Source organism: Clostridium sp. NSJ-145 (assembly GCF_021044725.1).
Lineage (GTDB): Bacteria > Bacillota > Clostridia > Clostridiales > Clostridiaceae > Clostridium > Clostridium disporicum_B.
The window spans coordinates 237,831-252,340 of record NZ_JAJNOS010000001.1; the positions used below are offsets into that span (position 1 = coordinate 237,831).

General features: G+C 28.7%; 17 protein-coding genes. 2 read left to right on the forward strand and 15 right to left on the reverse strand.

Annotated elements, in window-relative coordinates; translation table 11 throughout:
* Positions 1–49: 49 nt before the first annotated feature.
* Positions 50–1,039 carry a M28 family metallopeptidase gene (locus tag LQE93_RS01250; RefSeq protein WP_231071674.1) on the forward strand — a complete coding sequence of 330 codons (990 nt, stop codon included), beginning with the start codon at positions 50–52 and terminating at the stop codon, positions 1,037–1,039.
* 208 nt (positions 1,040–1,247) lie between these two features.
* On the opposite strand, the gene LQE93_RS01255 is transcribed toward LQE93_RS01250, so the two are convergent.
* The gene (locus tag LQE93_RS01255) at positions 1,248–2,408 is read right to left on the reverse strand and encodes an MFS transporter (protein ID WP_055264871.1); all 1,161 of its coding nucleotides are present in this window, start codon (positions 2,406–2,408) and stop codon (positions 1,248–1,250) included.
* A gap of 220 nt (positions 2,409–2,628) precedes the next feature.
* On the opposite strand from LQE93_RS01255, the gene LQE93_RS01260 reads away from it, so the two are divergent.
* Positions 2,629–2,805: a hypothetical protein gene (locus LQE93_RS01260; protein ID WP_156334258.1), complete on the forward strand. Its 177-nt coding sequence runs from the start codon at positions 2,629–2,631 to the stop codon at positions 2,803–2,805.
* A 110-nt stretch (positions 2,806–2,915) separates the two neighbouring features.
* Here the strand turns inward: LQE93_RS01260 and LQE93_RS01265 are convergent, their stop codons facing one another.
* The 14 genes from LQE93_RS01265 to LQE93_RS01330 form a co-directional block, all read right to left on the reverse strand.
* On the reverse strand, positions 2,916–3,710 hold the full coding sequence (locus tag LQE93_RS01265; protein ID WP_055264869.1) for a DUF92 domain-containing protein: 795 nt from the start codon (positions 3,708–3,710) through the stop codon (positions 2,916–2,918).
* 6 nt (positions 3,711–3,716) lie between these two features.
* Positions 3,717–4,397, reverse strand: coding sequence for a diacylglycerol/polyprenol kinase family protein (locus LQE93_RS01270; RefSeq protein WP_055264867.1), 681 nt, complete (start codon positions 4,395–4,397; stop codon positions 3,717–3,719).
* Positions 4,398–4,542: 145 nt separating this feature from the next.
* Positions 4,543–4,920, reverse strand: coding sequence for a TIGR04086 family membrane protein (locus tag LQE93_RS01275; RefSeq protein ID WP_055264865.1), 378 nt, complete (start codon positions 4,918–4,920; stop codon positions 4,543–4,545).
* A gap of 53 nt (positions 4,921–4,973) precedes the next feature.
* Positions 4,974–5,258 carry a preprotein translocase subunit YajC gene (gene yajC, locus LQE93_RS01280; protein WP_055264863.1) on the reverse strand — a complete coding sequence of 95 codons (285 nt, stop codon included), beginning with the start codon at positions 5,256–5,258 and terminating at the stop codon, positions 4,974–4,976.
* A gap of 121 nt (positions 5,259–5,379) precedes the next feature.
* On the reverse strand, positions 5,380–6,522 hold the full coding sequence (gene tgt / locus LQE93_RS01285) for a tRNA guanosine(34) transglycosylase Tgt (RefSeq protein WP_055264861.1): 1,143 nt from the start codon (positions 6,520–6,522) through the stop codon (positions 5,380–5,382).
* Positions 6,523–6,546: 24 nt separating this feature from the next.
* Entirely contained in the window at positions 6,547–7,572 is a 1,026-nt protein-coding gene (gene queA / locus LQE93_RS01290; protein WP_055264859.1) for a tRNA preQ1(34) S-adenosylmethionine ribosyltransferase-isomerase QueA, read from the reverse strand.
* 3 nt (positions 7,573–7,575) lie between these two features.
* The gene (gene ruvB, locus LQE93_RS01295; protein WP_055264857.1) at positions 7,576–8,613 is read right to left on the reverse strand and encodes a Holliday junction branch migration DNA helicase RuvB; all 1,038 of its coding nucleotides are present in this window, start codon (positions 8,611–8,613) and stop codon (positions 7,576–7,578) included.
* A gap of 10 nt (positions 8,614–8,623) precedes the next feature.
* Complete coding sequence (ruvA, locus tag LQE93_RS01300; protein WP_055264855.1) at positions 8,624–9,229, reverse strand: Holliday junction branch migration protein RuvA; 606 nt, start codon at positions 9,227–9,229, stop codon at positions 8,624–8,626.
* A 129-nt stretch (positions 9,230–9,358) separates the two neighbouring features.
* Positions 9,359–9,772, reverse strand: coding sequence for a hypothetical protein (locus tag LQE93_RS01305; protein ID WP_055264853.1), 414 nt, complete (start codon positions 9,770–9,772; stop codon positions 9,359–9,361).
* A 130-nt stretch (positions 9,773–9,902) separates the two neighbouring features.
* Positions 9,903–10,517, reverse strand: coding sequence for a hypothetical protein (locus tag LQE93_RS01310; RefSeq protein ID WP_055264851.1), 615 nt, complete (start codon positions 10,515–10,517; stop codon positions 9,903–9,905).
* A 72-nt stretch (positions 10,518–10,589) separates the two neighbouring features.
* Positions 10,590–10,814: a hypothetical protein gene (locus tag LQE93_RS01315; RefSeq protein ID WP_055264849.1), complete on the reverse strand. Its 225-nt coding sequence runs from the start codon at positions 10,812–10,814 to the stop codon at positions 10,590–10,592.
* 211 nt (positions 10,815–11,025) lie between these two features.
* Positions 11,026–12,507, reverse strand: coding sequence for a LysM peptidoglycan-binding domain-containing protein (locus LQE93_RS01320; protein WP_231071676.1), 1,482 nt, complete (start codon positions 12,505–12,507; stop codon positions 11,026–11,028).
* Positions 12,508–12,827: 320 nt separating this feature from the next.
* Positions 12,828–13,628 carry a GNAT family N-acetyltransferase gene (locus tag LQE93_RS01325; RefSeq protein WP_055264847.1) on the reverse strand — a complete coding sequence of 267 codons (801 nt, stop codon included), beginning with the start codon at positions 13,626–13,628 and terminating at the stop codon, positions 12,828–12,830.
* Positions 13,629–13,740: 112 nt separating this feature from the next.
* Positions 13,741–14,478, reverse strand: coding sequence for a YebC/PmpR family DNA-binding transcriptional regulator (locus LQE93_RS01330; protein WP_186839191.1), 738 nt, complete (start codon positions 14,476–14,478; stop codon positions 13,741–13,743).
* Positions 14,479–14,510 lie beyond the last annotated feature (32 nt).

A 14,510-nucleotide genomic window follows, 5' to 3' on the forward strand; every position in this document is an offset into this window, starting at 1 on the left:
ATATGTTAAAATAAATTAATTACCAATTTTTATAAATGAGAGGTGTATTATGAAAACTCTAAATAGACTACTATCAATATTATTGATTTTTTCACTGATTTCTTGTGGTGATAAAGCAGCAAACACAAGGCCTGATGCAACTTCTGATACATTATTAGAACAAACTAGTGATTGGAGTAACTTCCAATACAAAATAGATACTGACGGGCACGTTGAAAAAATAATGAATGATTTATGTTCTGAAGCTTATTTAGGAAGAGTTGTAGGAACTTTAGAAAATGAAAGAGCTCAAGAATATATAAAAGACTACTTTAAAAAATTAAATATTTCTCCTTTCGATAATAACTATTATATTTCTAACAAAGATGGAGTAATTTCCTTAAGTGAGAATACTAATAACGTTGCAGCAGTTATTAAGGGTACTGATAGTTCTAAAGCAGTATATATTACTGCTCACCTTGATCATGTTAACGATGCTAATAATAATCCACTAAATGGTGCTATAGACAATGCTTCAGGAATCGCTGTCCTTCTTGAAACTGCTCACAAAGTTAAAGAATTAACTGATAAAACCCCATTAGATATGGACGTAGTTTTTGTTGCATTTAATGCTGAAGAGCTTGGACTTTTAGGTAGCCAAAACTTCTTTAATAAATACTATAATACTTACTCAGAAAGCTATAATATTAATATTGACTGTGTAGCTCAAAAGAATTGTAACACATTATCAATGGGCAACGATGATCCAAACTCTGAAGAATTATATAAGGCTATGAAAGAAATCTTTGATAAAGAAAATGTTATCTATGATGATTCTTTATACGCCACAAAAAATGGTGTTCGTTATGGAACTAGCGATCATATAGTTATACGTCAATACGGAGCGCCTTCTTTAGTTTTAGGAGATTCTACAATAATGGATGTAGTTCATACTAATAAAGATAACTTAGAAAATATTGACTATAGTGATTTAGAAAAGCTTAGTGATGCTTTATCTAAATTTTTAATGGCTAATAATGGAAATACCTTTAATAAATAAAGTTCAGGCTAAGGCTCTCAGGTGAAAAGTAGACTGCATGGAGGTGAAAATGCTACTAACGTAGTAAGGAAATTAGTAACATATACACACTTTCTCCAATTGCCATAGGCAATCCTTTCACCGTCACGGCAGTTATCTTTTCTCCCCAGCTTCACCTGATTTTTCACTTTTGACGAAGTCAAACTTTTCACCAAAGTGCTTCGCACTTTTATTCAACTTCTATCTTTACTTTCATAAGAATTACAAATCCAATAAATAACATTATTGCTGATGCTATAAACGGAAGCTTTTCTCCAAAATCAAAAATTGCACCTGCAAATAATGACCCAATTACCATGCCTACAGCCTTAGCTGAATTTTGTAATCCCATTAGTGTTCCGTAATTTTCTTTTGCTAATGTTGAAACTATATTTTGTTGTACTGGTACATAAACACTTGCAACTGCTACAAATAATATTATTGCACCAAAGAATATTACTAAGTTTTTGGATAAACCAACTAGCATCATACTTAATGCTAAAATCAATGTTATGTATTTAAAGCTAACTTCTTTAGTAAACTTTTTACCTATAATAGGTGTAATTATGATATTAGCTAAGAATCCAACCATTCCAGCAATTGATAAGAAAACACCATTAAAAGTAGGTGGTAAATTTAATATTGATTCAATATAATAGTTTATTGATGAGTTATAGCTTGTTGATGAGAAAAAGAACATCATAATAAGAATCATAACAACTAATAAGTTTTTATTTAATAGGTCTTTATACTTACTAAATGAAAAAGTATTTAGTTTAATATTTGCTTTAATTTTCTTTTTCTGAATAGTTTCTTCTAATACAAGATATAATGCTAAACTTAATATTACTGCTAAAATAAATTGCCACACAAAAGTTACTTTATAATTTGTATTGCCTAGTATCCCTCCTAAAAGAGATCCTAACGATCCTCCTATAGTTGTTACAGCTGCATAGTAAGACATAATTTTTAATCTGTTATCTTTTGTAGTTATATCAGTTAAATAAGCTAATGATACCGTCAAATAACTAGTAACAAATGCTCCTCCAAGTATTCTAAATATAACTATAAGAATTGGATTAGTTGCAAATCCAAATCCCAATTGACTAACTCCATATCCAAACAAACCTAAAACAAGAAATTTTACTCTTCCTTTAGTATCAGAAAGCCCTCCCCAAATTGGAGAAAAGAAAAAATTTCCTAAAGACATAGATGCAAAAAATATACCAAACATAATGCTAGGAAGTCCTAAACTTCTTATAAGTACTGGAGTTACAGGATGTGCCATGTTTAAAACTAGCTGAATTAATAATGCTAATATTAATAAACTAGTAACTGATTTCTTCTTCATTTTTTTCTCCTTGTAAAGTTTTTATATTTACTAATATAAATGTAGACAAGTATTTTTGCAATGCTTATCTTTACTTTTAGTGATAATCTTCTAAACTACAAATTATAACCGTTTACATCTTTTGTTTTCATATTTCTTCTATATTCTTTAAAATTTGTAGCATTTTTTTCACTCTTTAATACTATATATAAATATAGATTAAATAAAGGAGTAATTAATTATGAATTGTTATGATTTAACTTTAGAGTATGTTAGAATTCTAGATGATTTACAAAGAACTATTGATAAAAAAAGTAAAGCTCCTGCTATAGATCAAGGCTGGTTAGAAACTGATATAAATAAACTAGAGATAAGACTTTTCGAAATTATCGATATATTAAAAAAGGAAAAAGTATAATTTGCTTTTTAATACAACATAATAAAATTCTATTTAAAATAAATAAAACATGGAGTACATTATTAAGTAGTCCATGTTTTATTTATGCTTTTTTATATAAATGCTATTAATTATAAAATTAATATAGATAAGGTTGTAACTATAAAGTTGCTTAAAATATTAACTACATCATTGTTGATAAATCTAAATCCTGATATTAAACGATTCTCTTTCCTACCATTAAATTTCTTTTCAGTAATATTTCCTTCAATATCATCAATATACTGTCCTTGAATTGTTATTCCTAATATAGAGTCCACTATAGAACCTAAAAATCCTAATATTATTATTATAAATAATATTATTAAACTCTTTTTATCATATCCTACAAGTAATATATAAATAGTTGTATATGCTATTCCTATTACTGTCGCTCCTAGAAAAGCAGATACTGTACCTAATAAGCTTATACCACCTGATACTCCTTTTTCTATTTTTTTACCTGTAATTATCGATATAGTTTTACCTTTTGATAACACTCCAATTTCACTAGCCCATGTATCTGAGTTTGCTGCAGCAAAAGATACTGCTGAAGCTATAAAGAATCTAATATCTTTAGTTTTCTGAAATAGAAATAAGCATATTACAGCTACTCCTCCATTTGCAATAACTTGTACAAAATCTCTTGCATCACTTTTTTCATGTATCTTGTCTAAACCTTTTTTCTTATTCTTACCTATCTTTGAAATAATAGATGATGAAATGAAAAATACTAACATAAGAGTAAATGGAATACTTCCACCTAAACTAAATATAGCGGTTCCCAATATTATAGCTGCTATCATTCCACTTTTATTTAAAGATTTCTTCTTATATGCTACTAAAGCAATTATAGTAGAACTTATTAATCCAATAATTATTTCCAACTTATATCACCCCATAAAAATAGAAATTATGTAGTAAATAAGTGAAATCCCTAGAGGTACGGATAAGTTATCTAACCCATGTGGTGTGAATAGCTCAAGCAATGTAGCTACTACAGATAATACCACTGCATATAAAATAACTCCTGTGATTGATATATCTGTACAAACACCTAATATTAAAGTTATTACCGCAAAAGTAGCTACCAACATAGTAAGTGTTCCTTCTTTAGATTTTAAATTTCTACCTATAGGAATATATTTAGTTCCTTTAAAAGTACCTACAACCGCTGCGAATCCATCTCCATATCCCATAGTTAGTATACCTAATGCACCAATATATCCTTTACCACTGTCACCAAGAGTAAGTAAAGCTAGTATTAATAAAGAGATGGCATAATAAACAGTTCCTAAATCTTTTTTTCCTCCATCTCTTTCCATTGCTTCAATAACTTTATATTTATAAGATATGTAATTTATAACTACAAATAAAGCTGGAACAATAGCTGCATAATACCTATTATCAAAATAAATCATAGCTATTATCCACCAATTACATACACCTATATGTATAAACTTTCTACTTGCCTCACCAGATATTATTCTCTTTTTAGTTAATATAGTAGATATCCCTATAATACTTAAGACAAATATAAAAGATATTATAATTCCTAATATATTAGTATCCATAATTTTCTCCTTAAATTAATTTTCTATTCTTCATTATACATTATAAGTATATCTAATTGTATAAAAATATTATTTATTAGTGCTTTTCCTAATTAAATAAAAAGATTTCACCATATTTAGGTGAAATCTTTCCTTATATTATTAACTATTCTTTTCCTAAGTTAATTCCAAGCATTCCTGATAAAGTCCCAACAAGAACACTTAAACCAAATTTAATAAAATCATATACTCCTAGTGTTGGTTCGGCGCCAAATAAAACTCCTGTTGCGTATAAAGCTATGTAAAATAATACCCCTACCGCTAATCCAACTAGCCAACCTTTCTCTCCTTGCAACTTAGCTGCAACTATTGTTCCAAATATTAATCCTAATGAAGTAATAACTACAAATACTCCACTAAAAACAGCTGGACTAAATTCTACAAAAGATATAAGCAAAGAAAAAATAGCTGTAAGTAATACAGTTACTGCAAAAGCACCAACTACACCTTTTAGTACATTGTTAAAATAACTTTTTATTTCCATAAAAAACACCTCCTTAGTATCATTTTTATGATACATAAGGAGGTATTATTCTACTATTCTTCGCTCTTATTTATTTTTTGAGAAACTGAAGTTTTAAGCATTTTAAATCTAGTTCTATCTGGACCTGATTGTATTACCATATACTCATCTTCAAGAGTTATAATCTTTCCAACAAGTCCACCTCTAGTTATTATTTCATCATTAACTTTTAATTCTGATAACATAGCATTATATTTTTTAGTTCTTTTCTTCTCTGGTAATATTAGTAATAAGTACATAAGACCGAACATTATTACTAATGGTAAGAAAGTAGCTAACATTCCACCTACATTGCCCATTATATTCATTCCCTTCTCTATATTAATTTTAAAGATAGTCTCAATGAAAACTATACTATTTACATAATAATCTGTCAATTATTAAAGAAATATTAGGTAAAGTTAATACTTTATTTATATTTTATTTCTTTATATTCCACTCTCTAAGTTTTTGTTCTTTAAACTCTTTATAATTTCCTGCATCAATAGCCGCTCTTATATCTTCCATTAATTTATTGTAGAAATAAAGATTATGAAGTACACAAAGTCTCATAGCTAACATTTCTTTAGCTTTAAATAAATGTCTTATATAAGCCCTTGTATAGTGCTTACAAGCTGGGCATTGGCACCCTTCATCAATTGGTCTATTATCAAGCTCAAACTTAGCATTAAATAGATTTATCTTTCCCTCTCCAGTAAATACATGCCCATGTCTACCATTTCTAGCTGGTAATACACAGTCAAAGAAATCAACACCTCTATCTACAGCTTCAATTATATTTTCAGGTGTACCAACTCCCATTAAATATATTGGCTTATCTTCTGGTAAGTGAGGTACAACAGCTTCAATTACTCTATACATCTCTTCATGAGTTTCTCCAACTGCTAAACCACCAATAGCATAACCATCCATATCTAGAGATGCAAGATGTTTCGCATGTTCGATTCTAATATCCTCATAGCATCCACCTTGGTTTATTCCAAATAACATCTGTTCTTTATTTATTGTTTCTGGAAGAGAATTTAGTCTATTCATCTCTGCTATACATCTATCAAGCCATCTGTTAGTTCTAGCTACTGATTTTTCAACATATTCTCTTGTTGATGGATTTGGTATACATTCATCAAAAGCCATTGCTATAGTTGATGCAAGGTTACTTTGAATCTGCATTGATTCTTCTGGTCCCATAAATATTTTCTTACCATCTATATGAGAATTAAAGTAAACTCCTTCTTCTTTAATTTTTCTCATTCCAGCAAGTGAGAATACTTGGAATCCACCTGAATCTGTAAGTATTGGTCTGTCCCAATTCATAAATTCATGTAGTCCCCCCATTTTAGCAACAACCTTATCTGTTGGTCTTAAATGAAGATGATATGTATTAGAAAGTTCAACTTGGCATCCTATTTCTTTTAAGTCCATAGATGATACTGCACCTTTTATTGCAGCTAAAGTTCCAACATTCATAAATACTGGTGTCTCAATTGTTCCATGAGGAGTTTCAAATCTTCCTCTTCTAGCATTTCCGTCTTTTTTTAGTAACGTATATCTTTTTTTACTCAAAATTTCACTTCCTTAGTTTTTGTATTACTTTATAAACATTGAATCTCCAAATGAGAAGAATCTATATTTTTCTTTAACAGCTTCATTATAAGCATTCATAACATGTTCCTTACCTGCAAGAGCTGAAACTAACATTATTAGCGTTGACTCTGGAAGGTGGAAATTTGTTATTAAGTTATCTACAACTTTAAACTTATATCCTGGATATATAAATATATTAGTCCATCCACTTTTTGCAGACACATATCCATTTTCATCTCCAATAGTTTCAAGAGTTCTTGTTGATGTAGTACCAACAGATATTACTCTCCCACCATTTTTCTTAGTATTATTTATGATATCAGCATCTTCTTCTGAAAGACAATAGTACTCTGAATGCATTACATGCTCATTTACATCATCAACTTTAACTGGTCTAAAAGTTCCAAGTCCAACGTGTAAAGTTAAATATGCTATGTTAACTCCTTTTTCACGAACTTTTTCTAATAACTCTTCAGTAAAGTGTAATCCAGCAGTAGGAGCTGCTGCAGATCCTTTCTCCTTAGAGTATACTGTTTGATATCTCTCTCTGTCATCTAACCTTTCAGTTATATATGGTGGAAGTGGCATTTCTCCTAGTTCATCTAAAACTTGTTCAAAAATACCATCGTAAGAAAACTCAATAATTCTATTTCCTTCTTCTACTATATCTACTACTTTACATTTTAACTTACCTTCACCAAAAGTAAAAGTAGCTCCAATCTTAGCTTTTTTTCCAGGCTTAGCTAAACATTCCCACTTATCTCCTTCAATTCTCTTAAGTAATAAGAATTCAATTTTAGCTCCTGTTTCTTCTTTTTGACCAAAAAGTCTTGCTGGCATAACTCTAGTATTATTTAAAACTAAAGTATCTCCCTCTTTTAGATATTCTAATATATCATAAAAATGTCTATGCTCTATCTCTCCAGTTTTTTTATCTAGCACCATTAATCTTGAATAATCTCTCTTCTCTAATGGATGCTGAGCAATAAGTTCCTCTGGTAAATCAAAATTAAAATCACTTGTTTTCATTTTTTACTCCTCACTATCAAAAAAGCTCTTTTGATTTGTGTGCTTTTTCTTCTTTTTTGTCCTTCCTAAATGAGCATAAGCTGCATCTGTTGCAACTCTACCTCTAGCTGTTCTTACTATAAAACCTTTTTGAAGAAGATATGGCTCATAAACATCTTCAACGGTTCCAAGTTCTTCTCCTATAAAGTAAGATAATGTCTCTATTCCTACAGGTCCACCATTAAAATTATCAATGATAGCTTCCAATATTTTATTATCTACCCTATCAAACCCTTTAGAGTCTACTTCTAAAAGTTCTAATGCTTCTTTTGCTTCTTTATAACTAATTAAAGAATCCGAATATACCTGAGCATAATCCCTTACTCTTTTTAATAATCTATTTGCTATTCTAGGTGTTCCTCTAGACCTTCTGGCAATCTCAAATGCCCCTTCTTCTGTAATATCACAGCCCAATACAAAAGCAGATCTAACTATTATCTCTTTTAATTGCTCATCAGTATAATACTGCATATCACATAACACACCAAATCTGTCTCTCAATGGTGAACTAAGCATTCCTATTCTTGTAGTTGCTCCTATTAATGTAAACTGTGGCAAGTCTAATCTTATCGACTTAGCTGCAGCACCTTTTCCTATAACAATATCTAGAGCGTAATCCTCCATTGCAGGATAAAGAATTTCTTCTACATTTCTATTTAATCTATGTATCTCATCTATAAATAAAACATCATTGTCTTTTAATGTTGTTAAAATAGCCGCCAAATCTCCAGCTCTCTCTATAGCAGGTCCTGAAGTTATCTTTAAATCTCCACCCATCTCTTTAGCTATAATATTTGCTAAGGTTGTTTTACCTAGTCCTGGAGGTCCATATAAAAGAACATGATCTAAAGCTTCTCCTCTAGTTTTAGCTGCTTTTACAAATATATTTAATCTTTCCTTAACTTTATCTTGACCAATATACTCATTTATCTTTTGAGGTCTTAAACTTAACTCTCCATTTCCGTCCTCTAGCATTTCTGCTGGTGTAATAATTCTCTCCATTATTTCACCTCTATCCCATTAATACTCTTAATGATTCCTTGATTATATTTTCAACAGACTGTGTTTTATCAACTTTCTTAAGAGCTGTCTCAGCTTCTTTTTCTGAATATCCTAAAGCTAATAATGCCCCTAAAGCTTCACCTACAACATTTGCATTACTTGGAGCAATATCTTTAAATCCTTCTTGAATATCAACACCTTCAACCACATCATCAGTTTTGATTTTATCTTTAAGTTCTAAAATTATTCTTCCTGCTGTCTTTTTGCCAATTCCTGGTGCCCTACATAAATGTTTTTCATCACCCATTAATATAGCATATCTTAAATTATTTATTCTACTTATTGATAATAAAGATAAAGCCGCTTTTGCTCCAACACCATTTATTGATAGTAATAACTTAAACATCTCTAATTCTTCTCTTGTGGAGAATCCATATATACCAATAAAATCTTCCCTTACTATCTGCTCTAAGTATAACATAACTTCTTCCGATACTTTTGGCAATTCAGCCATAGTAGCTCCAGAAGTAAATATTTTATATCCAATACCATTATTTTCAACAATTACATAATCTTTATTTATACCAATATACTTCCCTTTAATATATTCATACATACAATTCCCCCCTTATCTTCATCTTGAAGTAATAAACATAACATTTCTACTTTAACATTTTACAATGTTTTTTTCAATAATAAAGTAAGGCTATCACATTTGTGATAGCCTTTTAAAAATTATTTTACTTTAACTCCAAAACTCACCATAAGGTTCCATTATATCAATAGCTTCAACATCATTGAATATATTATCGATTGCAAAATCATAAATGTTTAAATTAATATCTTTACTTAATAATTTAGATATTACTTCTTCCTTTTCTTCATCAAATACTATATCTTCTTGAAGCTTTTCTATAATATCATTTGTATTATATACTCTACATTCTCCTTCTATAACGCCTAAATTCTGACATACGGTGTTAATAAACTGCTCACTACTATCTGTTAAGTCATTTACTTCAGTTATTATAGTTGAATTTCTAACTTTCTGCATATAATACATATTTATATATGCTTTAGTAGTATCTAAATCATTAAATCCCTTTACATGACCATCAGGCATAACCAATAAATATTGAAATTCTGGAATGATGCTCATATTGTGACCTCCTCTCCATCGTTTCTAATACTATTGTCCCCTTTTTTAATTTTTCTTATTCTACCTATGTTTATGGCTATTTTCCCACTAATTTTATATACTTTACAAATTTAATTCAAATATATAAATTCTAATTCATATAACCAGCTAATCTTTCTAATGCTTCTTCCTTTGAATCATAATAGTGCTTAAATGACTTTATTTCTTCTTCCGCAGCTATTGGTATAGTATTTACCTTTTTATAATCTCTAAAAACATCACTTTCTGATTCTATAAAAGCTTTTCCATTCTCATCTGTTTTATAAATAGCAAAATATCCATCTTTTTCACCTAAGTAATATTTACCGCCTATAAGAGTATTATCACTATTTTCTTTACTAAATACAATTCTATCATCACTTAATGCTTCAAGCTTATATCCTGAATCATCAAGAAAATCTATTAAGAATTGTTGATTTACATCAACCTGAATATTATTTTCTTCTTTAAAATCTTTTAAACTTTGCTCTTTATCAATACTATCTCCAATCATTAAAGCTATAGTTGTATTATCTTCTAATACCTCTGTAGAATTATAAACTGTCTTTTCTTCAAGAGCATTCTCATATTTAGGTTTTGTTATCCAATCTGTAATTAAATAGCTTAAGCTGAAGCACATTCCTAATAAAACTATTACTCCAACTCCAAAATATATTTTTTTCAACTTATCTTTTTTAAATTTATCATTTTGAAAATTATTATTCATATTTCCATCACTCCTTATGAATAATAATTTCCACTTTTTACAAAAATTATTCAGTATAAAATTAATTTTCTCTTACCATTCTATTGATAAAATATTATATTCTTCTCTTCTTAGTGAAACTTTATATCCTTCAATAATTAACCAGTTTATTAGCTTTCTTTGTACTTCTTCACTATCATCATCAATAACAAGAATTGCTGTTATCTTATTTAGTTCCATATCTTTTGCCGCATCAATATTTTCTATTATCTTCTTTTTATGACATTCAAATTTTTCTAACAAATTAAACTCTTCCATATACTTATCCTCCAAAATATATTTCTCTACATAATATCTATAGTATTGTAAATACTAAAATATTATAATAATTTGAAGTTTAATTACTATTTTATTTATTAAATCTAAAGAATGGTAAATATACTTTATTCACCATTCCCATTCTATTTTTTTATTAAATTTAATTTTATCTAAATTAAGTTTATTAATTTATTATCTGTCATAATAAAATCTAAACTTTTAATGTTTCTCCCGGATAAATTAAATTTGAATTTTGTAAATCATTTAAATTCACTATATTATCTACAGTAGTATTATATCTAGCTGCTATTCCACTTATTGTATCTCCTGTTTTTACAACTACTAATCCTGTGAAATTTTTAGATTTATCTTTACTTATTATTAACTTTTCTCCTACATAAATCATATTTGGATTACTTATATTATTTAAACTAACCAAATTACTAACTGTTGTTCCATACTTTTTCGCAATCCCACTTAGTGTATCTCCAGCTTTAACTGTATATATTAAACTTTCACTTTGTTCCTGCTTAGATACACCTGAAGATTCTATCTTTAAAACTTCTCCTGGGTAAATTAGATTTGGATTACTTATACCATTTATTCTTGCTAAATACTGAACAGTTATTCCGAATTTACTCGCTATTCCACTTAAAGTATCTCCTGATTGTACAACATAAGTTGATGAATGTTGGTTGGATGTTGCTCCACTTTTAACAGAAACATTTGTTGGTATTTTTAATACTTCTCCTGGATAAATTAAATTTGGATTTGTAATATTATTTAGCTGAACTAATTCATTTACTGTTGTTCCAAATCTTAATGCAATTGAACTTAAAGTATCACCTGAAACTACTATATAAGTCTTACTAAATGAGTTAGTTCTAGTTGATACTGTTTTATCTGTATATATTTTTAATGTTTCTCCTACATAAATCAAATTAGGATTAGCTATACTATTTATTGAAACTAAACTAGCTACTGTTGTATCAAATCTAGCTGCAATACTACTTAAAGTATCTCCAGCTTGAACTACATAATACTTAACTCCACTTTGAGTAGATTCTTGTTTTTTATTTCCAGGCACTGTTGTATCATCACTTAATAAAATTCCTTCCTTAAATATATCTAAATCAACATTAGTATTTATTCCAGATATATTTCCTGTATCAGAATATTGCCATCCTACATATGCATTACCCCATATAGAATTTTCTTCCGGCTCACTACTACCATATTCAGCTATCCATAATGGATAATTCTCTAATCCAAATCCAGTGGTAATATTATTGTTTGCAAAGCTTGCATAGGTATATATAGCAACATCTAAGCCAGTAATCTTTTTAACTTCCTCTAAAAATTCTACTGCTATACTAGATAACGTTCCTACTTCATATCCCCCAGATTCTTCTAAATCTAAAACTAATTTACACTCAGAAGTTAAACCACTTATTGCATCAGCAAAGTACCTTGCTTGTACTATTGCTGATATTGATGGACTGAAAAAATGATAAAATCCTACTAATAACCCATTATCTTTAGCTCCATCATAAAATTCTTGAAGATAAGGATCTGTATAATAATTTCCTTCAGTTGCTTGTATATATACTATTTGTATTCCGCTATTTTTCACTTCTGAAAATGTTATACTTCCTTGCCAATTGCTTATATCTATCCCTCTATAATTTGTCACTTTTCAAAATTCCTCCTTTGTATCTTTTAATGATATTTAGACATCTACTTCATATTATTCATATTTCCTATAAATAGTGACTATTCATAAATTAATTTATGTAAAAGGTATTATTTACATATACCCTCATAAATAAATTTAAATTCTACAACTAAAATTGTTATATTTTATGAATTATTTAAAATTATATAAAAAATGAACCTATTGAAGTTTATATTTAAAATTCAATAGGTTCATTTTGGCTTTATTTCACTTTTATATACTTATTTATTTTTAACACTATCTAATTCTTAATAATAAAGTATTATATCTATTAAAATTTACTTTTTCATCAACATGCACCATTTATCTATATTTTCAAACCCTAATCTATGATATATTCTTCCTGCTTCTTCATTGTCGAAGAATAAACAGGCAGACTTATCTTCATTTATTAGTCTCTTTGCTAAATATGATACTATTTTACTTGCTAATCCTTTGTTTCTATGATTTTGAACTGTAAAAACTCCTCCTATCATTGCATTAACACTTGTAGTAGCAGTCGTATTTCCATGAGCAATAATTTCATTATCCTCTTTAATAAATATATGTATACCTTCTTTACTTAATATTCTATTGTTAATTTGATTATAACGTTCATTTAAATCATCAGAGTACATACCTTTAAATTCTTCTATTTTTTCATATGCTTTTGCAATTTCCATAGAGTCACTTGAAGTAGCTATTACTATATTTTCTTCTTTCACTTCTTCTAACTTACTTTCATCTCTAAGTTCGCAAAAAAACATTTCTCGTTTGTTATAACTATTTTCAATTAATTCATATATTTTATTTATAACTGATAATTTTCCACTAACTACTTTTGCATCTTTTTCTACAAGCAATTCTGCAATTTCTTTAAAATTCATATCTAAATTTCTGCTATAAACAATAAAATTAGTATGATATCTTAATACAATTCCTCTTATAATTTCTTCATCGTATTGAATCCAAACATTTTGAAACTCCTTATCAAATCCAAAATTCTCAATATCACCTATAATAAATAAATTTATATTTGGTTCTCCTAAACAGTAATCTAGTACTTCTTTTCTATCTTTTTCACTAGCTAATCTTAACATTTTCTCTTCTCTCCAACTTATTAAATCTATTAAATATAATAAAAACCTCATTATACTTAATATTACTTAAGACAATGAGGTTAAAACTATCTTTTATTAATTATATAAATTTTTACTCATCCCATCCTTCAGGGAATTCAGCATTATGATATACCTCTTGAACATCATCACTATCTTCAAGCATGTTTAATATCTTTTGCATCTTCTTAGCTGCTTCTTCATCAATTTCAGTATAAGTATCTGGAATCATTTTTACTGCTGCTTCTAAGAACTCTAATCCTTCTGCTTCTAATGCTTCTCTTACTGTTCCAAAATCATCTGGTGATGTTGTTACTACAAATACTTCATCTTCAGCTTCAAAATCTTCTGCCCCAGCATCAAGAGCCATCATCATTACCTCTTCTTCATCTAAGTCAGCTCTTTCTATTACTATTTCACCCTTTTCTTGGAACATAAAATTTACACACCCAGTTGTTCCTAAAGTTCCACCACCTTTTGAGAATGCAGCTCTAACATCCCCAGCTGATCTATTTCTGTTGTCTGTTAATGTTTCAACTATAACAGCAACTCCTGATGGTCCGTATCCTTCATATACTATTCTTTCATAATCAACTGAAGCTAACTCTCCTGAAGCTTTCTTTATTGATCTATTTATTGTATCATTAGGCATATTTGCAGCCTTTGCTTTTGCTATTGCATCTCTTAATTTAGGGTTGTTCTCAGGAACTGGACCTCCATTTTTTACTGCAAGCACTAATTCTTTACCTAGCTTAGTAAATATTTTTCCTCTTTGCGCATCAGCTTTACCTTTTTTGTTTTGTATATTATGCCATTTTGAATGTCCTGACATCTTTCTTCCTCCTAAATTAATATAATTTGTTC

Bases quoted from the DNA above. Each gene is read 5' to 3' on its own strand.
- LQE93_RS01250 (WP_231071674.1), top strand. From the start codon at position 50: ATGAAAACTCTAAATAGACTACTATCAATATTATTGATTTTTTCACTG.
- LQE93_RS01255 (WP_055264871.1), bottom strand. From the start codon at position 2,408: ATGAAGAAGAAATCAGTTACTAGTTTATTAATATTAGCATTATTAATT.
- LQE93_RS01260 (WP_156334258.1), top strand. From the start codon at position 2,629: ATGAATTGTTATGATTTAACTTTAGAGTATGTTAGAATTCTAGATGAT.
- LQE93_RS01270 (WP_055264867.1), bottom strand. From the start codon at position 4,397: ATGGATACTAATATATTAGGAATTATAATATCTTTTATATTTGTCTTA.
- LQE93_RS01275 (WP_055264865.1), bottom strand. From the start codon at position 4,920: ATGGAAATAAAAAGTTATTTTAACAATGTACTAAAAGGTGTAGTTGGT.
- yajC (WP_055264863.1), bottom strand. From the start codon at position 5,258: ATGGGCAATGTAGGTGGAATGTTAGCTACTTTCTTACCATTAGTAATA.
- queA (WP_055264859.1), bottom strand. From the start codon at position 7,572: ATGAAAACAAGTGATTTTAATTTTGATTTACCAGAGGAACTTATTGCT.
- ruvB (WP_055264857.1), bottom strand. From the start codon at position 8,613: ATGGAGAGAATTATTACACCAGCAGAAATGCTAGAGGACGGAAATGGA.
- ruvA (WP_055264855.1), bottom strand. From the start codon at position 9,229: ATGTATGAATATATTAAAGGGAAGTATATTGGTATAAATAAAGATTAT.
- LQE93_RS01305 (WP_055264853.1), bottom strand. From the start codon at position 9,772: ATGAGCATCATTCCAGAATTTCAATATTTATTGGTTATGCCTGATGGT.
- LQE93_RS01310 (WP_055264851.1), bottom strand. From the start codon at position 10,517: ATGAATAATAATTTTCAAAATGATAAATTTAAAAAAGATAAGTTGAAA.
- LQE93_RS01315 (WP_055264849.1), bottom strand. From the start codon at position 10,814: ATGGAAGAGTTTAATTTGTTAGAAAAATTTGAATGTCATAAAAAGAAG.
- LQE93_RS01325 (WP_055264847.1), bottom strand. From the start codon at position 13,628: ATGTTAAGATTAGCTAGTGAAAAAGATAGAAAAGAAGTACTAGATTAC.
- LQE93_RS01330 (WP_186839191.1), bottom strand. From the start codon at position 14,478: ATGTCAGGACATTCAAAATGGCATAATATACAAAACAAAAAAGGTAAA.